The sequence below is a fragment of the Nocardia pseudobrasiliensis NBRC 108224 genome, from assembly GCF_001613105.1.
Lineage (GTDB): Bacteria > Actinomycetota > Actinomycetes > Mycobacteriales > Mycobacteriaceae > Nocardia > Nocardia pseudobrasiliensis.
The window spans coordinates 1-19,063 of sequence record NZ_BDBS01000027.1 but is presented as its reverse complement, the minus strand read 5'-3'; the positions used below and the strand labels follow the sequence as shown (position 1 = coordinate 19,063).

Below are 19,063 nucleotides of genomic sequence, written 5' to 3'. Positions count from 1 at the left end.
TGAGGATCGGCTCTGCCGTGTGCGGTGGCGTGCTTCGAGAGTTGGCTCGGCCCCGGTGACTGCGGGGTCGGTGCTGTCGTGCGCGTCGAGAACCGGCTCGACCCAAGCGCTTGCAGGTCGCTTCTTTCGCGTGTGGTGGCGTGAGCGGAGAGTCGGCTCGGCCTCGGGTACATGCGGTGGGCGATGCTGTCGCGCGGGTCGGGAATTGGATCGGCCCGACGTTTGCGGGTCGGTGCTGTCGCGTGTGGCAGCGTGATTCGTGGGATCGGCTCCGCCCGGGCGTCTGCGGTCGCTTCTTTCGTGTGTGGTGGCGTGATTCGTGGGATCGGCTCGGCCCCGGGCTTTTGCGGGTCGGTGCTGTCACGTGTGGCGGAATGGGTGGCGGGGCGGCGGCCTTGCGTCTGCGGGGCGGGTCGGTTGCCTGATTAGGCTCGCGGTATGACCGCTCCTTCGACAGTGGCCGTGTCGACCTGGGCTCCCTTGACGTCGCGGGTGTTCCGGGCGTTGTGGATCGCGCAGTTGGTGTCCAATCTCGGGACCTGGATGCAGACGGTCGGGGCGCAGTGGTTGCTGGTGGATGAGCCGGGGGCGGCGACGTGGGTTTCGTTGGTGCAGACCGCTACGACGTTGCCGGTGATGTTGTTGTCGATTCCCTCGGGGGTGCTCGCCGATCTGCTCGATCGGCGCAGGTTGCTGATCGGGGCGCAGGCGGCGATGGCGGTGTGTGCGGCGCTGCTCACGGCGGTGACCGCGAGCGGGCGGATTACGCCGCTGCTGTTGCTGACGCTGCTGTTCCTGCTCGGTATCGGGCAGGCGATGACCGCGCCCGCGTGGCAGGCGATTCAGCCGGAGCTGGTGCCGCGCAACGAGATTCCGGCCGCTGCGGCGCTGGGGAGTATGAGTCAGAATGTCGGTCGCGCGGTCGGGCCCGCGATCGCGGGCGTGCTGGTGTCGCTGGTCGGGCCGACGCTGGTGTTCGCGGTGAACGCCGTGTCGTTCCTCGGGGTCGTGGGGGTGCTGATCCTGTGGCGGCGGCCGAGTGACGATCAGGATCTGCCCGCCGAGCGGCCGATCGCGGCCCTGCAGGCCGGGCTGCGGTTCATTCGCGCCTCGCCCGCGGTGCGACGGGTACTGCTGCGATCGATCCTGTTCATCGGCCCGGCCAGTGCGCTGTGGGCCCTGCTGCCGGTGATCGCGCACGGTCGGCTGGGACTGTCGTCGTCGGGATACGGCCTGCTGCTGGGCGCGCTGGGTGTGGGTGCGGTGGTCGGGGCGACGCAACTGGGGCGGCTGCGGCGGGCGTTGAGTCCGACGCGGCTGCTGGCCCTGGCGGCGGTGCTGTTCGGAGTCGCGACACTGGCCGCGGCCGCGGTGCCGATCGCGGCGATCGTATTGGTGGCGTTGGTATTCGGCGGATTCTCCTGGCTGGTCGCGCTGTCGACGATGAACTCGATCATGCAGCTACTGTTGCCCGGCTGGGTGCGGGCGCGCGGACTGTCGGTGTACCAGTTGGTGTTCATGGGCGGGCAGGCGGTCGGCTCGCTGGTGTGGGGTGTGGTGGCCGGGGCGTACGGCACGACCGCCGCGCTGTGGTGTGCCGCGATCCTGCTGGGCGGATGCGCGGTGAGCACTCTGTGGCTACCGGTGCGGGTGAGCTCGCTGGACACCACGCACGCCGCGTACTGGCCCGAACCGATCCTCGAGATCGAACCCGATCCCGAGGACGGTCCGGTGCTGGTGCTGGTCACCTATTACGTCCCGGAGGAGTCGGCCGCGGATTTCTCCGAGGCGATGGCCCGGGTGGGGCGCTCACGCCAGCGCACGGGTGCGATGGAGTGGCGGCTGTATCGCGATGTAGGGGTGGCCGACCGCTATATCGAGGCATTCGTGGTCCGGTCGTGGGAGGAGCATATGCGTCAGCATCAGGTGCGCCTCACCGCACAGGATCAGCTGGTCGAGGATCGGATCGAGAAGTACACGACCGGGGAGAGCAATACCCTGCACCTGGTCGCCGTGCAGCCCGTTCAACAGGTGCGGACCTGGCGACGCGGGTGATCGGCCGTGGCTGATGCGGGACTTGCGCGGGGCTTTGCATAAACTGTCGGGCATGCGCCTGTTCCTGGATATCCTCCTGATCATCACCAGCGTGCTGCTGGTGCTGCTGGTCCTGTTGCACCGGGCCAAGGGTGGAGGCCTGTCCAGCCTGTTCGGTGGCGGTGTGCAGGCGAGCCTGTCCGGTTCCACCGTCGTGGAGAAGAACCTGGACCGCATCACGATCTTCATCGGACTGATCTGGCTCATCTCGATTCTCGGCATCGGCTTCGAGATCAAGTTCGCGTCCTGATCGACAGCGCCACGGCGGTCGCCGCCGCCAGTACGACGGCGGCGATCGCGAACGCCGCGGTGTAGCTCGAGCCCAGGACGGGCGTCACCACCAGCGGTCCCAGCACCTGGCCCAATCCGTATCCCGCGGTGAGCGTGGCGGCGGCCCCGGCTCCGGCCAGATCGTCGCCGATCTCGATCGCCAGCATCGTGATGCCCATGAAGGTCGCGCCGAACAGCGCGGCCGACACCAGCGCCGGTACGGTGCCGGGGGACAGGGCTGGCAGCAGTGCCGCGAAGAACTGCAGTACGAGCGCGATCGCCATGGCGCGCACCGGAGTTCGCCGCCGGGCCACCACACCCCACAGCACGGTCGCGGGTGCGGCGGCCACACCCACGATCACCCACAGCGATGTGCCGAGGGTCTCGTCGTGCACGGCGGCCACCAGGAAGGTGCCGATCACGATATAACCCAGGCCTTCCAGGAAATAGGTGAGCAGCAGCGCCCGCCACGGCCACACCGCCCGGGTCGTCGCCGTATGGGCGCGCGTGCCGGGCACGATCTCGAGGCGCAGCGCCGGAAACAGCAGTAGCGCGGTGAGCGCTGCCGCGCCCAGCCACAGCGCCTGCCAGGACACCAGCGGACCGAATAGCAAGGCCAGCACGCCCGTTGCCGCGATACCGCAACCGACACCCGCGAAGGTGATCCCGGCCGCCCGTCGCCGATTCTCGTGCCGGGCCGCGATCGCCGCGCAACCGATGAACACCACCGCGCTGGCGACCCCGGCGATCAGTCGCAGCGCCGCGGGCACGATCGCGGGCGCGGGCACCGCCATGAGCGCCTCGCTGAGCACCAGGGCCCCGGCCGCGGTGCGAAAGGTGTTGCGGCCGTTCCACTGTGGGCGACGAGCCAGTACGACCGCGCCGAGCAGATAGCCCGCGTAGTTCGCGGCCGCGATCACCGCGCCCGTCTGCGCGCCGATCCGACCGGCATCGATCATGACCGGCATGAGCGGGGTATAGGCGAACCGCCCGATGCCCATGGCCGCCGCCAGTCCGGCCGAGGCCCGCACCGCCGGCGCCATGCTGTGCTGTCGAGGGAGGATGATCGTCACGCCATTCGACGCTAGGCCGCGCGATCGCCCCCGTGAAATACTTTCTGGACACCGTGTATACGCTGGACGCATGGATCTGGAGTTGCGGCATCTGCGGTCCTACGTGGCGGTGGCCGAGGAGCGCAACTACACCCGCGCCGCGCAGCGCCTGCATATGACCCAGCCGTCGCTGACCCGCACGATCCAGCAGCTGGAGCGCATTCTGGACTGCCGGTTGATCGAGCGCACCTCGCGCCGATTCGACCTCACCGACGAGGGGGAGCAGTTTCTGATCGCGGCCCGCCGGACGATCGCCGATCTGGATTCGGCGGTCGCCGATCTGCAGCTGCGCTCGGCGGTGTCGGTGGGCTTCTCGTGGCTGCTTCCCGATGCCTGGTTCGCCGCCGCGCGGACCCGATTCGAGGCGCTGGGCGGGCATGTGGAGATCCATCGCATCGACGACCCGATCGCCGCGCTGCTGTCCGGCAGTATCGATATCGCCCTGTACCGCAAGGATATTCGCCTGCCCGCGCAACTGGCGACCCGTGCGATCGCGGTGGAACGGCGAGTACTGGCCGTCTCGGCCCGCTCGCCGCTGGCGCGCGCCCGCCATCTGCGCTGGGGCGATGTGGCGCGATATCCCTTGGTGGTCAACACCATCACCGGCACCACCGACGAAACCTCCTGGGCCGCACCGCGTCCCGACCGCCCCATCGTCACCTGCACCAATTTCGACGAGTGGATCGAGCTGATCGCCGCCGATCGCGGCATCGGCGCGGTGCCCGAGCTGGCGCGTAGTCGCGCGCCGCATCCGGGCGTGGTCTATGTGGAGGTGCCCGATGCTCCGGCGTCGCATGTGCATCTGGTCTGGCGCAGCACGCCCGCCCCGGCGCGTTCGGTGCAGCGATTCCTCGATGTGGCGTGAGGTTCACTCGTCGTTGGTGACGGCGAAGAATCGAAACGCCATGCGGCGCGCCTGCGGCGGCGCGTCCTCGCGGCGGTAGCTGTGGCGTTCGACCAGATCCATATAGTCGTCCATGAACGCCTGTAGTTGGTCGTGGTCCATGTAGGTGTTGTAGCGCGAGACCTGCGCCCAGCCCGCCGGGCCGGTCCACTCCTTGTTGGCGCGCGCATAGAGTTCGATATCGGCCGCCATCTTGAGCTTGCTCAGATGTTCGGCCGCCGCGCGCTCGGCCGGTTCCATGGTCGCCGGATCCGGCGTCATATGGCTGAACGGTAGTGCCCGCCACCATCTCTCACGCCCCCGCGACTTCTCGGCAACCTCCTCGATGAGCCGAGATTCGGCCAGTTTGCGCAGGTGGTAGCTGGTCGTTCCGGTGCTCTCGCCGAGGAATTCGGCCAGCGTGGTCGAGTTGGCCTCGGGGTGATCGTTCAGATATCGCAGGATCTGCCCGCGCAGCGGATGCGCGAGGGTTCGGTACAGCGCCGTGCGCTCGGCGCTGGTCATCTCCTCGACATCGCGATTCGCCATGGCGACAGCCTAGCAAAGACTTCTCTGCAAAATTTTATTTGCAGAGAAGTCTTTGCATTCGTACTGTGGTCGGCATGCGAACGAACGATGTGAGGCCGGCGGTCTTCCTCGGCGTCGCCGCGGGGGTCTTGATGCCCTGGATGGTGTTGCTGAGCCTGACGCTGCCGGACGAAACCCACGTGCGGAACTGGGCATTGGCCTGGATCGGTCTCGATCTGCTCCTGGTGGCGGGCTGTATCGGCACCGTGCTGCTGCTGCGGCGCGGCGACGAGCGGTATCGGATCACCGCCTCCGCGACCGCGGCCGCGGCGGGCCTGGACTGCTGGTTCGACCTCACCACATCGGTCTACGGGGCCGAGCTGACCCAGGCCGCGGCCTCGGCGATCGGGGAGTTGCTGCTCGCGGGTGTCTGCGCGCATCTGGCGCTGCGCTCATGTCGCGGACGGCGTGAGTGAAGCGGCGCTCAGGCCGGTGGGATCGGCTCCGCGCGAGGGATGCGACCGTCGATATCGGTGAAACCGTAGCTGTCGGCGAGTTCGGCTACCCGCCAGGGCTTTCCGGTGCGAGCGCGACGGCCGCTGTCGGCGGCCAGGGCGACGACCGCGCGGCCCGGAAAACGCGGCGTCTCGGCCGCGTTCAGATCGAAGGTGCCCTCACCCGGCAGAGTGACAAAACGGCGGCCCTCGGTATCGGGCGGAACCATCTGCAGCAGTTCGGTATTCACGATCCCTGGCCACAGCGAGACGACCGTGACGGCCGTATCGGTCAGATCGTGGGCCAGATCGGCGGTCAGGCGATCGACCGCGGCCTTGGCGACGCCGTAGACGGTGTTGTGGGTGTAGTGCTCGGCGCCGGGTGAGGAGATGTTCACGATCAGCCCGCCCGTGTCGATGAGCAGCTCGGCGGCGAAATGACTTGCCACGTAATGGGATCGGACGCCGATATCGAAGCTCTCGTCCCACGCCTTCGGCGGCACCTGCCAGAACGGGCGGCCCAGCCAGCGGGCCGAGGCGGGAGAGTTGTAGACATTGTTGACCAGGATGTCGAGGCGGCCGTGCGCGGCGCGGATCTCGGTGAACAGCGATTCGACGACCTCGTCGTCGCGGTGGTCGCAGATCCGCGCGATGCCGATGCCGCCGAGTTCGGTGATCCGCTCGGCGGTTTCGGCGACCGTACCCGGCAGTCGCCCCGGGGTCTCGGTTCGGCCCGTGACGTACACCGTCGCGCCCGCGGCGCCCAACTCCAGCGCGATGCCCTTGCCGATGCCGCGGCTGGCGCCGGTGACCACCGCGACCCGGTCGCTGAGTATTCCGTTCACGACTCCGGGACATTACCGTGAAATAGGAACACGTTCTAGTACCTGGGAGGCGGAGTGGAGCCGACACATCGGTTCGTGACGACGAGCGAGGTTCGGCTGCATGCGGCCGAACAGGGGCAGGGGTATCCGGTGATTTTCTGTCACGGGTTTCCGCACGGCTGGTACATCTGGCATCGGCAGCTGCCCGCACTGGCGGCCGCGGGATATCGGGCCATCGCGCCGGATCTGCGCGGTTATGGGCGGACGGAATCGCCCGATGGGATCGAGGCGCATACCAATCGCGCGGTGATCGGCGATCTGCTCGCGCTGCTCGACGATATCGGCGCGCCGCGGGCGGTCTTCGTGGGCTTGGACTTCGGCGCGCAACTGGTGTGGGAGCTCGCGCTGCGCGCGCCCGAGCGGGTGGCGGCGATCTTCGTACTCAACAATCCCTACGCCCCCCGGCCGCCGAAACCGCCGTCGGCATTCTGGACCAAGGCCGCCGAGCGGCACTTCCTGCACCTGTCCTACTTCCAGACCCCCGGCGTGGCCGACGCCGAACTGGCCGCCCGCCCGCGCGAATTCCTCGCCCGCGTCTACTACTCCCTCAGCGGCGACTACCACTACCTCGACACCTGGCGCAACCCTCCCGGCCTCGGTTACCTCGACGTCCTCCCGCAGGCCCCCGCGTTCCCCTGGCCCTGGCTCGACGAAACCGAACTCGACACGCTGACAACCGAATTCACCCGCACCGGCTTCACCGGCCCACTGAGCTGGTACCGCGCCCTGGACCGCAACTGGGAACTGACCGCCGACCTGCCCACCACCATCGAGGTCCCCGCCCACTTCCTCTACGGCGAAAACGACCCGGACATGGAGGGTTTCAGCGGCCGTGACCCGCTGGCCACCATGCGCGCCCATGTCCCGGATCTGCGCGCCGTCGAAAAAGTCCCTGCCGCAGGACATCTGGTGCAGCTGGAGCGCACCGCGGCGGTGAACGAATTCCTCGTGCGACATCTCGCGGCGCTGGAACTGCCCGCGCGCGTGTGATTCGTCTCGGCTGCGGCCGCCGGTAGGTGTTGGGTAGCATCGCGTCTCGACGATCGAAGGGGGCCGCCGTGACCGAGGACGAGAGCGAGAAAGGCCGACGGGTCGGGCTGTCGCCGCAGCCGGTGGACGGCCCGGACGACGCCGCGCTCGAGGCTCGGCTGCGCGCGGTATCGCCCGAGCAGTGGGATCGTCTGTGGCGCGCTGTCGACGCCGTGATCGACGACCCGGGTTCCCATGCGCGCTGGATCACCCCCGAGCGTCTTCCCGACGGAAGTATGCGGCTGCCGTGGGTTCGCTACAGCGACACCATGTTCGAGATCAGCCGCGTACTCCACGAGTCGGATCTGATCGTCGGCTTCGCCTGGATGCGCTGGCGCGACGGCATCGAGCGCTACCTCGGTAAGCCCGATGCCGTGGCCGCCGCGCCGATCGCGGATGTGCTCCGGCTGCTGACCGCGATCGAGCGCGGCGACAGATTCACCGAGGGGACGACCGCGGGCGCGCTGAACGACGGCACACTGCCCGCCGCCTGGCGGGCGCTGCGGACCTGGCACGATCGGCAGCGGCGGCCGTCGGAATCCCGTTGGCGACGGATTGTTCGCCGGGTCGGCCGCGGCGCGTTCTGATGGATCCGATGGGATTTCTGGCCTGGGACAACAACACCTACTATCACCCGAGGCTGTTGCGGGCGTTGCCTCGACCGTGCTCACGCGTGTTGGACGTCGGTTGCGGCACCGGGGTTTTCGCGGGACGGCTGGCTCGGATCGCCGAGCAGGTCGACGCGGTGGATCGTGCGCCGGAAATGATCGCGGCGGCGCGGCGGGTGGTGCCGGGCAATGTGCGGTGTCTGCTCGGCGATATCGCGGTGATGCCGCTGACCGCCGACAGTTATGACGCGGTCACCAGTATCAGTGCGCTGCATCATATGTCGCTGCCGGATGTGCTGCCGAGACTGGCCGAGGCGCTTCGGCCCGGCGGTGTGCTGATCGCGACCGCGCTGCACCGGGCGGATTTGCCGCGCGATGTGTTGCCGGAGATCTTGTCGGCGCTGACCGTCTACGGTCGGCGCGGGCTGCTGCTGTGTGTTCCACGGGCGCGGCGGTATCGGCGGACCCTGGACGAGGCGGGTGTGCCGATGTGTGCGCCGCGGCTGACGCTGCGGGAGATTCGCGGCGAGGTCAGGGAGATATTGCCCGGCGCGCGCGTCACCCGATTGCTGCAGTGGCGCTACGAACTCGTGTGGCGCAAACCCGGGTGATCACGGCACCCAGGTGAGTAGGTCCTCGACGGGCAGGCGGCCGACGGGAATCGCCGTGGGGGAGCGTTGGTTGTCGTCGTCGGTGTAGCCGAGGGCGATGGCGTGGCGGGGCAGCCAGCCGGGCGGGGCGTCGAGGATTTCGGCGGCGGCGCGCACATTGTCGTCGGGATGCAGCGTGGTCACGCAGCTGCCGAGGCCGCGCTGCTGGGCCGCCAGGCAGACCGATTGGGCTATGCGGCCGAGATCGAATTCGGTATCGGCGAAACCGTTGTCCTCCGACAGCAATACCAACACCAGCGGGGCGCGGCCCAGCAGCATGGCGTAGTCGCCGAGCCGCGACAGACCCGCCCGCATGCGGGGATCGGTGACCGCGACGAACCGCCACGGCTGCCGATTGCGCGCGGACCCCGTCCAGCGCGCCACATTGATGACCTCTTCGATGGTTACCCGCGGTACCGGGTTCGGCATGAAATGCCGCACCGCCCGCAATGTCGTGATCGCCTCGTCCACCGCGCCGACGCTACCGGTTGCCGACGAATCGCTCATCCCGAATCAATTACTCGCTCTGCTCCCACGCCGCCACCGGCAGTGACAGATACACCCCGAACTCCGCCAACCCCACGGCCTTCTCGATATCCCGATGCAGCCGCTCCACCCGCTCCTGCCGGTTGTCGGCCCGGCTGGCAAAGAATTTCGACCGCACCTCGATGGTCACCTCGAGCCCGCCGCGATCGAACGGTCCCCGCTCCCGAAACCGCACCTCGGCATCCCCGGGCCGCAGCTTCCGATCGTAGGGCTCCTCCGGACACGCCACCGCCACCGACACCAGATGCGGAAGTTGTTGTGACAACTCCCGCAACGTGGCCTCGGACACGGACGGCGCGTAACTCACCTCGATGATCGGCACGCCGCCCAGTCTATCGATCTTGTTCAGTGCGGCAGATCCGCCGCGGCCGCGGTATCCAGCAGCCACGTGGTGGATTCGCTGCCCTTGGCGCCCGCGGCGGGGATGTCCAGATGTGATGCGCCCGCGACGGCCGCCGCGACGGCCGCGGCCTTGGCCTCGCCGCCGACGATCAGGACGACGTGGCGGGCCTTGTGGACCGCGGGCAGGGTCAGGGTGACCCGGACCGGCGGGGGTTTGGGGGAATTCGTCACGGCGACAACGAGTTCGTGTTCCTCGCGGACCGCGTCGGTGTGCGGGAACAGCGAATTGATGTGGCCCTCGCCGCCCATGCCGAGCAGGTGCAGGTCGAAGGCGCCGTGCTCGGCCAGGTGGGCGTGGACGGCGGCCGAGTATTCCGCGGCGGCCTCGATCGGATCCGGATATTCGCCGTCGGAGGCGGCGACCGGGTGGACCCGGGTCGGGTCGATTCCCACGTGGTCGAGCAGGGCGTCGCGGGCCTGCAGCTCGTTGCGTTCGGCATCGCCCGAGGGCACGAAACGTTCATCGCCCCAGAAGATGTCGACGCGGGACCAGTCGATGTCGTTGGTCTGCTTGCGGACCTGCTCCAGGGTGGCGATGCCGGTACCACCGCCGGTCAGCACCACCGATGCCGAGCCGCGCTCGCGCTGTGCGGCGGTCACGGTCTCGATGAACCGGGTGGCCGCCGCCACGGCCAAAGCGGCCGCGTCAGCGTGGATTTCGATGCCAGGCTCACTCATAGACAACCCTCTCGATCCCTGCGAGCGCCTCGGCGTACACCTCGTCGGCGTCGAGGCGGCGCAACTCCTCCGCCAGACAATCCTTGGTTTCCCTGCGCGCCAACGCGAAACGCTGATCGGGCTCGCCCGTCCGCGACAGGGTCGCGGTGCGTCCGGTCTGCGGCCGCGAGATCGCGATCGAGACCGTCGGCCGGTGCAACTCCACCTTCAGCTCGCCGGTGCGCCGGTGCACGGGGCAATTCAACCGCGCCGCAAGCCATCCCGCGAGGACATCGAGCGCGGGCTCCTCACGCAGGCCGGAAACCGTCACCGATTCCACCGGCTCGTAGGGCGGTACGTCCAGCGCGGCGGCCAGCAGCGCGCGCCAGTAGGTGATCCGGCTCCACGCGAGGTCGGTATTACCGGGGGCGTAGGAGGTCATCCGCTTGCGGATCGTCTTCTGCGGATCGGAGGCGAAGGTGGCATCGGTGATGCGCCGAATCGCCAAGCGCCCCACCGAATCCTTGGCCGGATACTCCGGCGCCCCGCGCGGCCACCAGGCCACCACCGGGGCGTCGGGCAGCAGGAACGGGATGACCACGCTGTTCTCGTGGCTGATCAGCTCACCCTGCAGCCGCAGCACGATCACCTCGGACGCGCCCGCGTCGCCGCCGACGCGGATCTGGGCGTCGAGTTTGGTCTCGGCGAACCGGTCGCCGCGCGCGAGAACTATGACGCGACAGGGATGTTCGCGGCTGGCGTCGTTGGCCGCGTCGATCGCGTCCTCGGCCTCGGAGCTGTCCAGTGTGCACACCACCAGGGTGAGCACGCGGCCGGTGGTGATGACGCCATTGGCCTCGGCCAGCTGCACCAACCGCTTGGCGACGTCGCGGGTATTGGTCGCGGGCATGTCGACGATCACGGTCGCCGCCATTCCCGGCCGTCGCGCGCGAGCATCGAATCGGCCGACCACGGACCCCACGTGCCCGCCTCGTACTTCTCCGGCCGGCCGTCGGCGGCCCAATGCTCGAGCACGGGATCGAGTATGCGCCAGGACAATTCGACCTCCTCGTTGAGGGGGAACAGCGACGGCTCCCCGAGCAGCATGTCGAGGATCAGCCGTTCGTAGGCCTCCGGGGAGGATTCGGTGAACGACTCGCCATAGCTGAAGTCCATATTGACGTCGCGCACCTCCATGCTCGACCCGGGCACCTTGGAGCCGAATCGCAGGGTGATGCCCTCATCCGGCTGCACCCGGATGACCAGCGCGTTCTGGCCGAGCTCCTCGGTCATGGTCTGATCGAACGGCAGATGCGGAGCCCGCTTGAACACCACCGCGATCTCGGTCACCCTGCGGCCCAGGCGTTTTCCGGTGCGCAGGTAGAACGGCACGCCCGCCCAGCGCCTGGTGTCGACATTGAGGGTGATGGCGGCGTAGGTCTCGGTGCGCGAATGCGGATCGAAGCCCTCCTCCTGGAGCAGGCCCACCACCTTGTCGCTGCCCTGCCAGCCCGCGGTGTACTGGCCACGCGCTGTCGTCTGATCCAGGGGCTCGACCAGTTTCGTCGCCGAGAGCACCTTGATCTTCTCGGTCTGCAACTCCCGAGGTTGGAAGCTGACCGGATCCTCCATCGTCGTCAGCGCCAGCAGCTGCAGCAGATGGTTCTGGATGACATCGCGGGCCGCGCCGATACCGTCGTAATACCCCGCGCGCCCGCCCAATCCGATGTCCTCGGCCATCGTGATCTGCACGTGGTCGACATAGTTGGAATTCCAGATCGGCTCGAACATCTCGTTGGCGAAGCGCAGCGCCAGCAGGTTCTGCACCGTCTCCTTACCGAGATAGTGGTCGATGCGAAAGACCGTCTCCTCCGGGAAGACCTGATTGACCAGGGCATTGAGCTCCTGGGCGCTTTTCAGATCGTGCCCGAACGGCTTCTCGATCACCACACGCCGCCACGGCTTGGGCTTACCCGGGCCCGGATCCGGCGGCTGGGCCAGTCCGGTGCGCGAGAGCTGCTTGAGCACCTGCGGGAACGCGTTGGGCGGAATCGACAGGTAGAAGGCGTGATTGCCGCCGGTGCCGCGTTCGCGATCGAGCTGCTCGAGCGTCGCCGCCAGCTGGGTGAAGGCGGCGTCGTCCTCGAAGGTGCCCTGGACGAAGCGAATACCCTCCGACAGCTGGTCCCAGACCTCCTGTCGGAAGGGCGTGCGCGAATGCTGCTGTACGGCCTCCAGCACGACCTTGGCGAAATCCTCGTCAGCGTAGTCCCGGCGCGCGAAACCGACCAGCGCGAACCCGGGCGGCAGCAGCCCGCGGTTCGCGAGATCGTAGATGGCCGGCATCAGCTTCTTGCGGGACAGATCTCCGGTGACGCCGAAGATCACCATGCTGCACGGCCCCGCGATGCGGGGAAGTCGCTTGTCGCCCTCCTGGCGCAGCGGATTCCCGGTCGCGGCCGTCGACTCCGGTGCGGCCACCACGGTCAGTTGCTCCCGGTGGTCTCGAGCTCGGCCTTCGTCGCGGAAAGCAATTCGTCCCAAGACTTCTCGAACTTCTCCACGCCCTCGCGCTCGAGCACCGCGAAGACGTCGTCGAGATCGATGCCCACCGCGGACAGCTTGTCGAAGACCGCCTGGGCCTCGCCCGCCTTACCGCTGACGGCGTCGCCGCGCAGCTCACCGTGATCGGCGTAGGCCTCGAGGGTCTTCTCCGGCAGGGTGTTGACCGTATTCGGCGCGACCAGTTCGGTGATGTACATGGTGTCGGAGTAGTCCGGATTCTTCACACCGGTCGACGCCCACAGCGGCCGCTGCCGGTTGCCACCGGAGCTGGACAGATTGTCGAAGGTCGAGGTGTGCGCGCCGTTGGTGAACACGTCCTGGTAGGCCGCGTAGGCCAGGTGGGCGTTGGCGATACCCGCCTTACCGCGCAGTTCGAGGGCCTCCGGCGTGCCGATCGCCTCCAGCCGCTTATCGATCTCGGTGTCCACGCGGGAGACGAAGAACGATGCGACCGAATGGATTCGGGCCAGATCGTGGCCCGCGATCCGGGCGTTGCGCAGACCGTCGAGGTAGGCGCCCATGACGCTGCGGTAGCGCTCCACGGAGAAGATCAGCGTGACATTGACGCTGATGCCCTCGGCGATCACCTTCGTGATCGCGGGCAGACCCTCCTCGGTGGCCGGGATCTTGATGAACAGATTGGGACGGTCGACGATCTTCCACAGTTCGATCGCCTGGGCGACCGTCGCGTCGGCGTCGAAGGCCAGGCGCGGGTCGACCTCGATCGAGACCCGGCCGTCCACGCCGCCGCTGCGGTCGAAGACCTCGGCGAACACATCGCAGGCCGCGCGCACGTCATCGGTGGTGATGGTCCGGATCGCGGCGTCGACATCGGCGCCGCGCGCGGCCAGTTCCTTGATCTGATCGTCGTAGGCGTGGCCCTTGCTGAGCGCGCCCTGGAAGATCGTGGGGTTGGTGGTCACGCCGACCACGCTGTGGGTGGCGATGAGGTCGGCGAGGCTGCCGGACCGGATGCGGTCGCGTGACAGATCGTCGAGCCATACCGACACACCCGCCGCGGACAGTTCGGCGAGTTTCTCGTTCTGTGCCATTCGCTTATCCCTTCACCTTGTCGAGTGAACGCTGGGCGGCCTCGACCACGGCGTCGGCGGTGATGCCGAACTCGCGGAACAGGGTCTTGAAGTCGGCCGAGGCACCGAAGTGCTCGATCGACACGATTTCACCCGCATCTCCGACGAACCGATGCCACGGCATCGCTATTCCGGCTTCGACGGTGACCCGGGCGCGGACGGCGGGGGGGAGCACCTCGTCGCGGTAGGCCTGATCCTGCGCATCGAACCACTCCACACACGGCATCGAGACCACGCGGGTGCCGACACCCTGCGCCTCCAGCGTAGTCCTGGCCTGCACGGCCAGCTGCAACTCCGAACCGGTGGCGATGAGGATCACCTGCGGTGTGCCCGTGGACGATTCGGCCAGGATGTAGCCGCCCTTGCGGACGCCCTCGTAGCTGGTGCCCTCGACGGTCGGCAGATCCTGGCGGGTCAGCGCCAGCGCGGACGGGCCGTCGACGAACGGGCCCTGCGCGGGGGTGAAGTGCGAATCCCGTTCGGTGCTCTCGAGTTCCAGGATCGCGCGCCAGGCGTGCACGGTCTCGTTGGCGTCGCCGGGGCGGACCACGTTCAGACCCGGGATGGCGCGCAGCGCGGCCAGATGTTCGATCGGCTGATGGGTCGGGCCGTCCTCGCCGAGGCCGATCGAGTCGTGGGTCCAGACGTAGATCGCGGGCACGCGCATGAGCGCGGCCAGGCGGACCGCCGGGCGCATGTAATCGGAGAACACCAGGAAGGTGCCGCCGTACGGGCGAGTCGGGCCGTGCAGCGCGATGCCGTTGAGAATCGAGCCCATGGCGTGCTCGCGGACGCCGAAGTGCAGCGTGCGGCCGTACGGGTTGGCCTTCCACATGCCGGTCGAGATCGACTCGGGGCCGAAGCTCGGCTGATCGGGCATGGTGGTGTTGTTGGATTCGGCGAGATCGGCCGAGCCGCCCCACAATTCGGGCAGAACGGGCGCGAGTGCGGCGAGGACCTTACCCGAGGCCTTGCGGGTGGCCATGCCCTTGGGATCGGTCTCGAAGCTCGGCAGTGCGTCGACCCAGCCCTCGGGCAGTTTGCGCTGCTCGAGGCGATCGAACAGCTTCTTGTTGTCCGGGTTGGCCTGTGCCCACGCGTCGAACTGCTCCTGCCAGGCGGCGCGCGCGGCCTTGGCGCGGTCGGCGGCGTTGGCGCGGGTGTGCGCGATGACCGCGTCGTCGACCTCGAAGCTCTGCTCGGGATCGAAGCCGAGGATCTTCTTGGTGGCGGCCACCTCGTCGGCGCCCAGCGCGGCGCCGTGCGAGGCGCCGGTGTTCATCTTGTTCGGCGCGGGATAGCCGATGATGGTGCGCAGCAGGATGAACGACGGCTTATCGGTCACGGCCTTGGCCTCGGCGACGGCCTTCTCGATCGCGACGATGTCCTCGCCGCCCTCGATCACCTGCACATGCCAGCCGTAGGCGCGGTAGCGCGCGGCGGTGTCCTCGGACAGGGCGATGGTGGTGTCGTCCTCGATGGAGATGCGGTTGTCGTCGTAGAAGACGATCAGATTGCCCAGCTGCTGGGTGCCCGCGAGCGAGGAGGCCTCGGAGGTGACGCCCTCCTCGATATCGCCGTCGGAGGCGATGACGTAGACGAAGTGATCGAACGGGCTCTTGCCCTGCGGGGCCTGCGGATCGAACAGACCGCGTTCGCGCCGGGCGGCCATGGCCATGCCGACCGAGGAGGCCAGACCCTGTCCGAGCGGGCCGGTGGTGATCTCCACGCCGCGGGTGTGCCGGTACTCGGGGTGGCCCGGGGTCAGCGAACCCCACTTGCGCAGATGCTTCAGATCGTCGAGCTCGAGGCCCGAACCCGACAGGTACAGCTGGATGTACTGGGTGAGGCTGGAGTGACCCGCCGACAGGATGAAGCGGTCGCGGCCGGTCCAGTCCGTATCGCTCGGGTCGTAGCGCAGCACCCGCTGATAGAGGGTGTAGGCCAGCGGCGCGAGGCTCATCGCGGTACCGGGGTGGCCGTTGCCGGCGTTCTGCACGGCATCGGCGGCCAAGACACGGACCGTGTCGACGGCACGCGTGTCCAGGTCGGTCCAGTCGTCCGGGTGGTTCGGCTGAGTAAGGGCGCGGATGTCGTCTGTGACTGACACGACCGGGTTTCTCCTGACCTTCTCGTCAATGATGTCGCGGCGGCTTTGTTTACCCACCACCCTAGAGGTCGGCGCAATCTCCCGATGCGGGAACCCCGCCCGCTCTCGGCTCGTCGTGGCGGCTTCGTTACGGTGGATGACTACCGCGCCGAACGCGGACCATGCCTGCGGCACGGGCGGATTCGCGGCGGGTGCGTGCGAGACCACACCGGTGCGGGGTCTACCATCGTGCGTAGTAGTTCCTATCGGATCGAGTGCACCACCTGCGAGGAGAGACAGTGCGGATTGGGCAACAGCCGGGTGGTGCACATGGCTCCTCCGCGACGGCGCTGGCCGACCGTGTCACCGGCACGGGTCCGGTCGCGGCGCTGACGCGGCGGGTGCTGGCCTACATCGCGCTCACCAAACCGCGCGTCATCGAGCTACTGCTGGTCGCCACCATCCCGACGATGCTGTTGGCCGATCGCGGGCATATCGATATCCGGCTCATCCTGGCGACGCTGTTCGGCGGCTGGATGGGTGCGGCGAGCGCCAATACGCTCAACTGCGTCGCCGATGCCGATATCGACAAGGTGATGAAGCGGACCTCGCGTCGGCCGCTGGCTCGCGAGGCGGTGCCGACGCGCAACGCGTTCATCTTCGGTGTCGTCCTCGGCGCGGGGTCGTTCGCGTGGCTGTGGTGGCAGGCCAATCTGCTCTCGGGTCTGCTGGTGGTCGCGACGATTCTGTTCTACGTCTTCGTCTACACCCTCGGCCTCAAGCGCCGCACCTCGCAGAATGTGGTGTGGGGTGGCGCGGCCGGGTGTATGCCCGCGCTGGTCGGCTGGTCCGCGGCGACCGGAACCATCGGCTGGCCCGCGATCGTGCTGTTTCTGGTGATCTTCTTCTGGACCCCGCCGCACACCTGGGCGCTGGCCATGCGCTACAAGGAGGACTACCGGGCCGCGGGCGTTCCGATGCTTCCCGTCGTGGCCACCGAGCGCGCGGTCACCAAGCAGATCGTCATCTACACCTGGCTGACCGTGCTGGCCACCCTGGCCCTGATCCCCGCCACCGGTCTGGTCTACGCCGCCGTGGCCATCGTCGCGGGCGCGTGGTTCCTGCTGATGGCCCATCAGCTCTACTCCGGCGTCCGCCGCGGCGAATCGGTCAAGCCCCTGCGGCTGTTCCTGCAGTCCAACAACTATCTCGCGGTGGTCTTCTGCGGCCTGGCCGTGGACTCGGTGCTCGGCTGGCACACCATCGGCCACAGCCTGTTCGGCTGAAAACCTAACCGCCCCCGGCCAAATCGAGCATCATCCGAGTCTCGGTGCGCGCACCGCCCGGCGAGATCGGCCCGCTCGTGCCGAGTGACGAAATTCGATCGATCATCGCGGATGCCGTGCCTACAGTGCGGTGAATGCGACCACACCCACTCGGTACCGCTGACGCCGCGCGGGCCCTGCGCCCCATCTGGCCGGACGTGGTTGTCGGTGAGGTGCTGCTACGAATGGGTGGGCAGCTCAGTGGCGTCTACGAAGTGTGCTGCGCCGAGCCGGCGGCAAGCGTGATCGTGAAAATCTACGATGAGCGGTGGCGCTGGAAGCAGGCCAAGGAAGTCCACGTCTACAGGGTGCTCGATCATCACGACATCGGATCGGCCCCCGAGATCTTGTACGCCGAGCATGACACACGGGTTATCGGAGCCGCGTTCACCGTCATGACCGTCGTTCCAGGACAACCTCTTTCGCAGATCTCCGCGGGCCTCGACAGCGCCGACCTCATCCGGATCTATCGTCAACTGGGCGCGAATTTGTCTGCCATACATCGCATCCGGCAAGTCCACTACGGCTATCTCACCACCGAGGTGATCGATCCCGAGCCGGACAACTCCAGCTACATGATCCGTCAGTTCACGAAGAAGCTACGAGAATTCCGCCACTTGGGCGGCGACCCGCAAGTGCACGACGCGATCGGCCGCTATCTCGATCCGCGCATCGAAAGCTTCGCTCGATGCGCCGCTCCCGTGCTGTGCCACAACGATTTCCATGAAGGCAATGTCCTGATCCGCCCTGTGCCGGACGGCTGGGAGGTCTCCGGCTTCATCGACGTCGAAAACGCCATCGCCGCAGATCCGCTGATCGACCTCGCCAAGACCGACTATTACGCCATCCAAGGCAACGCCGACAAACGCACCGGGTTGTTCGACGGGTATGGGCCACTGCCCGACGATTGGCCGGACAGATTCGCGCTGTACCGGCTCTATCACGCCCTGGAGCTCTGGGATTGGTTTGCCTCCATCGGCAACATGTCCCCATTGCCCGGAATCGCCGAGGACATCAGAACTATGACGTGAAACCGCGGGTCGCCCGTTCGGCATGGGCCATGCCAGCTCCGATCCGCTGCGCCAGTTCCTCGAGCTCCGGCTTTTCGATGACGAGATAGTCGGGTGTGTCTACCGCGGCGAATTGCTGTTCGCGGAAGGGAGTCCCGGGCGGGAGTGGCGCCAAGTGCCAATGCACGTGTGCGACGCCCTGCATGCTGCCGAAGCTGAAGACGTAGAGGCGTTCGGTGGGTGTGATCTCGGTGAGGATCCGGCCGAGGCGATGGATGCGCAGTTGGAGTGCGAGGTAGTCGTCGTCGGTGAAATCCGAGACGACATGTGTCGCGTGGCGTCGAGGTGCGAGCAGGCAGTAGGCGTAGAGGCGGGGACAAGGCGGGAAGAACACGACGCAGTGTTCGTCGCGGTAGGCGACGGTTTCGCGTGTGCGAGTCGTCTGTTCGTCGGCCAGTTCGCAGATGAAGCACCGACCGGCGGCGTTGTCGGCCTGGATTCTGTCGATATAGGCGTCGGTATCGATCGTCCCGATCCTGTGCTGTGGCTTCATGAATACCGTATTTATCCAGGGCAAGGCTGGAACGGATAGCAAGCCGGGCCCGGGGTTTGGGTGGGGATGGTCTTGTTCGGGGCGGTGGTGAAGGGGGTGTTGGTGGTGTGGGTTGTGCCGGGGGAGGACGGGGCGGGGGCGGGTTTCTTCGAGCCGCCCGTGCACAGGGCGGCCATGGCGAGAATGACCACCAGGAAGATGAGAATGATCAGCGGAACGATACCTCGGCCGCGGCGGCGGGGTGGTTGGGGCGGGCGGGGGTCGAAGGGGACC

General features: G+C 67.6%; 20 protein-coding genes and 1 pseudogene. 9 read left to right on the top strand and 12 right to left on the bottom strand.

What is annotated here, in order from left to right; genetic code table 11:
* Positions 1–438 precede the first annotated feature (438 nt).
* Together NP4_RS21000 and secG are read left to right on the top strand one after the other, a co-directional pair.
* A complete protein-coding gene (locus NP4_RS21000) occupies positions 439–2,055 on the top strand; it encodes an MFS transporter (protein ID WP_068000314.1) in 1,617 nt (538 codons plus the stop codon).
* A gap of 52 nt (positions 2,056–2,107) precedes the next feature.
* Positions 2,108–2,344 carry a preprotein translocase subunit SecG gene (gene secG, locus NP4_RS20995; protein ID WP_062511905.1) on the top strand — a complete coding sequence of 79 codons (237 nt, stop codon included), beginning with the start codon at positions 2,108–2,110 and terminating at the stop codon, positions 2,342–2,344.
* Here the strand turns inward: secG and NP4_RS20990 are convergent.
* Positions 2,328–3,437: a YbfB/YjiJ family MFS transporter gene (locus NP4_RS20990; RefSeq protein ID WP_245997484.1), complete on the bottom strand. Its 1,110-nt coding sequence runs from the start codon at positions 3,435–3,437 to the stop codon at positions 2,328–2,330. The two genes, secG and NP4_RS20990, sit on opposite strands and share 17 nt — an antisense overlap.
* A gap of 70 nt (positions 3,438–3,507) precedes the next feature.
* Here NP4_RS20990 and NP4_RS20985 point away from each other — a divergent pair, with 70 nt between their 5' ends.
* The gene (locus NP4_RS20985; RefSeq protein ID WP_068000308.1) at positions 3,508–4,341 is read left to right on the top strand and encodes a LysR family transcriptional regulator; all 834 of its coding nucleotides are present in this window, start codon (positions 3,508–3,510) and stop codon (positions 4,339–4,341) included.
* Between the two features lie 3 nt (positions 4,342–4,344).
* Here the strand turns inward: NP4_RS20985 and NP4_RS20980 are convergent, their stop codons facing one another.
* Positions 4,345–4,908 carry an ArsR/SmtB family transcription factor gene (locus tag NP4_RS20980; protein WP_068000304.1) on the bottom strand — a complete coding sequence of 188 codons (564 nt, stop codon included), beginning with the start codon at positions 4,906–4,908 and terminating at the stop codon, positions 4,345–4,347.
* 74 nt (positions 4,909–4,982) lie between these two features.
* On the opposite strand from NP4_RS20980, the gene NP4_RS20975 reads away from it, so the two are divergent.
* On the top strand, positions 4,983–5,363 hold the full coding sequence (locus NP4_RS20975) for a hypothetical protein (protein ID WP_147287905.1): 381 nt from the start codon (positions 4,983–4,985) through the stop codon (positions 5,361–5,363).
* A gap of 8 nt (positions 5,364–5,371) precedes the next feature.
* On the opposite strand, the gene NP4_RS20970 is transcribed toward NP4_RS20975, so the two are convergent.
* Positions 5,372–6,226 carry an SDR family NAD(P)-dependent oxidoreductase gene (locus tag NP4_RS20970; protein WP_068000303.1) on the bottom strand — a complete coding sequence of 285 codons (855 nt, stop codon included), beginning with the start codon at positions 6,224–6,226 and terminating at the stop codon, positions 5,372–5,374.
* 75 nt (positions 6,227–6,301) lie between these two features.
* Between NP4_RS20970 and NP4_RS20965 the strand changes: the two genes are divergently transcribed.
* The 3 genes from NP4_RS20965 to NP4_RS20955 all read left to right on the top strand — a co-directional run bounded on the left by NP4_RS20965 (position 6,302) and on the right by NP4_RS20955 (position 8,513).
* Entirely contained in the window at positions 6,302–7,255 is a 954-nt protein-coding gene (locus NP4_RS20965; protein ID WP_245997482.1) for an alpha/beta fold hydrolase, read from the top strand.
* Between the two features lie 68 nt (positions 7,256–7,323).
* Entirely contained in the window at positions 7,324–7,881 is a 558-nt protein-coding gene (locus NP4_RS20960) for a DUF6508 domain-containing protein (protein WP_068000301.1), read from the top strand.
* An 8-nt stretch (positions 7,882–7,889) separates the two neighbouring features.
* Positions 7,890–8,513: a class I SAM-dependent methyltransferase gene (locus NP4_RS20955; protein WP_114755590.1), complete on the top strand. Its 624-nt coding sequence runs from the start codon at positions 7,890–7,892 to the stop codon at positions 8,511–8,513.
* On the opposite strand, the gene NP4_RS20950 is transcribed toward NP4_RS20955, so the two are convergent.
* Genes NP4_RS20950 through tkt form a run of 7 tightly spaced genes read right to left on the bottom strand, consistent with a single transcriptional unit; the run spans position 8,514 to position 15,923 of the window.
* Positions 8,514–9,059 carry a nitroreductase family protein gene (locus NP4_RS20950; protein WP_068000282.1) on the bottom strand — a complete coding sequence of 182 codons (546 nt, stop codon included), beginning with the start codon at positions 9,057–9,059 and terminating at the stop codon, positions 8,514–8,516.
* A gap of 10 nt (positions 9,060–9,069) precedes the next feature.
* Positions 9,070–9,420: a hypothetical protein gene (locus NP4_RS20945; protein WP_068000279.1), complete on the bottom strand. Its 351-nt coding sequence runs from the start codon at positions 9,418–9,420 to the stop codon at positions 9,070–9,072.
* Between the two features lie 23 nt (positions 9,421–9,443).
* Positions 9,444–10,178, bottom strand: coding sequence for a 6-phosphogluconolactonase (gene pgl / locus NP4_RS20940; protein WP_068000276.1), 735 nt, complete (start codon positions 10,176–10,178; stop codon positions 9,444–9,446).
* Positions 10,171–11,079 carry a glucose-6-phosphate dehydrogenase assembly protein OpcA gene (opcA, locus tag NP4_RS20935; protein ID WP_174556161.1) on the bottom strand — a complete coding sequence of 303 codons (909 nt, stop codon included), beginning with the start codon at positions 11,077–11,079 and terminating at the stop codon, positions 10,171–10,173. The genes pgl and opcA overlap by 8 nt, the downstream gene beginning before the upstream one ends.
* Positions 11,076–12,647, bottom strand: a complete 1,572-nt coding sequence (gene zwf / locus NP4_RS20930; protein ID WP_082876091.1) for a glucose-6-phosphate dehydrogenase — start codon at positions 12,645–12,647, stop codon at positions 11,076–11,078. Before zwf ends, opcA begins: the two co-directional genes overlap by 4 nt.
* Positions 12,644–13,774: a transaldolase gene (gene tal, locus NP4_RS20925; RefSeq protein ID WP_068000274.1), complete on the bottom strand. Its 1,131-nt coding sequence runs from the start codon at positions 13,772–13,774 to the stop codon at positions 12,644–12,646. Before tal ends, zwf begins: the two co-directional genes overlap by 4 nt.
* A gap of 4 nt (positions 13,775–13,778) precedes the next feature.
* Positions 13,779–15,923, bottom strand: a complete 2,145-nt coding sequence (gene tkt, locus NP4_RS20920; protein WP_068000269.1) for a transketolase — start codon at positions 15,921–15,923, stop codon at positions 13,779–13,781.
* Between the two features lie 278 nt (positions 15,924–16,201).
* Here tkt and NP4_RS20915 point away from each other — a divergent pair, with 278 nt between their 5' ends.
* Together NP4_RS20915 and NP4_RS20910 are read left to right on the top strand one after the other, a co-directional pair.
* On the top strand, positions 16,202–17,188 hold the full coding sequence (locus NP4_RS20915) for a heme o synthase (RefSeq protein WP_062511888.1): 987 nt from the start codon (positions 16,202–16,204) through the stop codon (positions 17,186–17,188).
* 224 nt (positions 17,189–17,412) lie between these two features.
* Entirely contained in the window at positions 17,413–18,258 is an 846-nt protein-coding gene (locus NP4_RS20910) for a phosphotransferase family protein (RefSeq protein WP_211335838.1), read from the top strand.
* On the opposite strand, the gene NP4_RS20905 is transcribed toward NP4_RS20910, so the two are convergent.
* Positions 18,248–18,790, bottom strand: coding sequence for an HIT family protein (locus NP4_RS20905; protein ID WP_068000267.1), 543 nt, complete (start codon positions 18,788–18,790; stop codon positions 18,248–18,250). The two genes, NP4_RS20910 and NP4_RS20905, sit on opposite strands and share 11 nt — an antisense overlap.
* A gap of 11 nt (positions 18,791–18,801) precedes the next feature.
* Positions 18,802–19,063: pseudogene (locus tag NP4_RS41685) on the bottom strand (hypothetical protein); the annotation flags it as partial.

Coding starts and splice junctions, on each gene's coding strand:
- NP4_RS20950 (WP_068000282.1), bottom strand. CDS start 9,059: ATGAGCGATTCGTCGGCAACCGGTAGCGTCGGCGCGGTGGACGAGGCG.
- NP4_RS20905 (WP_068000267.1), bottom strand. CDS start 18,790: ATGAAGCCACAGCACAGGATCGGGACGATCGATACCGACGCCTATATC.
- NP4_RS20910 (WP_211335838.1), top strand. CDS start 17,413: ATGGGTGGGCAGCTCAGTGGCGTCTACGAAGTGTGCTGCGCCGAGCCG.
- NP4_RS20980 (WP_068000304.1), bottom strand. CDS start 4,908: ATGGCGAATCGCGATGTCGAGGAGATGACCAGCGCCGAGCGCACGGCG.
- NP4_RS20985 (WP_068000308.1), top strand. CDS start 3,508: ATGGATCTGGAGTTGCGGCATCTGCGGTCCTACGTGGCGGTGGCCGAG.
- tal (WP_068000274.1), bottom strand. CDS start 13,774: ATGGCACAGAACGAGAAACTCGCCGAACTGTCCGCGGCGGGTGTGTCG.
- NP4_RS20975 (WP_147287905.1), top strand. CDS start 4,983: ATGCGAACGAACGATGTGAGGCCGGCGGTCTTCCTCGGCGTCGCCGCG.
- pgl (WP_068000276.1), bottom strand. CDS start 10,178: ATGAGTGAGCCTGGCATCGAAATCCACGCTGACGCGGCCGCTTTGGCC.
- NP4_RS20955 (WP_114755590.1), top strand. CDS start 7,890: ATGGGATTTCTGGCCTGGGACAACAACACCTACTATCACCCGAGGCTG.
- NP4_RS21000 (WP_068000314.1), top strand. CDS start 439: ATGACCGCTCCTTCGACAGTGGCCGTGTCGACCTGGGCTCCCTTGACG.
- secG (WP_062511905.1), top strand. CDS start 2,108: ATGCGCCTGTTCCTGGATATCCTCCTGATCATCACCAGCGTGCTGCTG.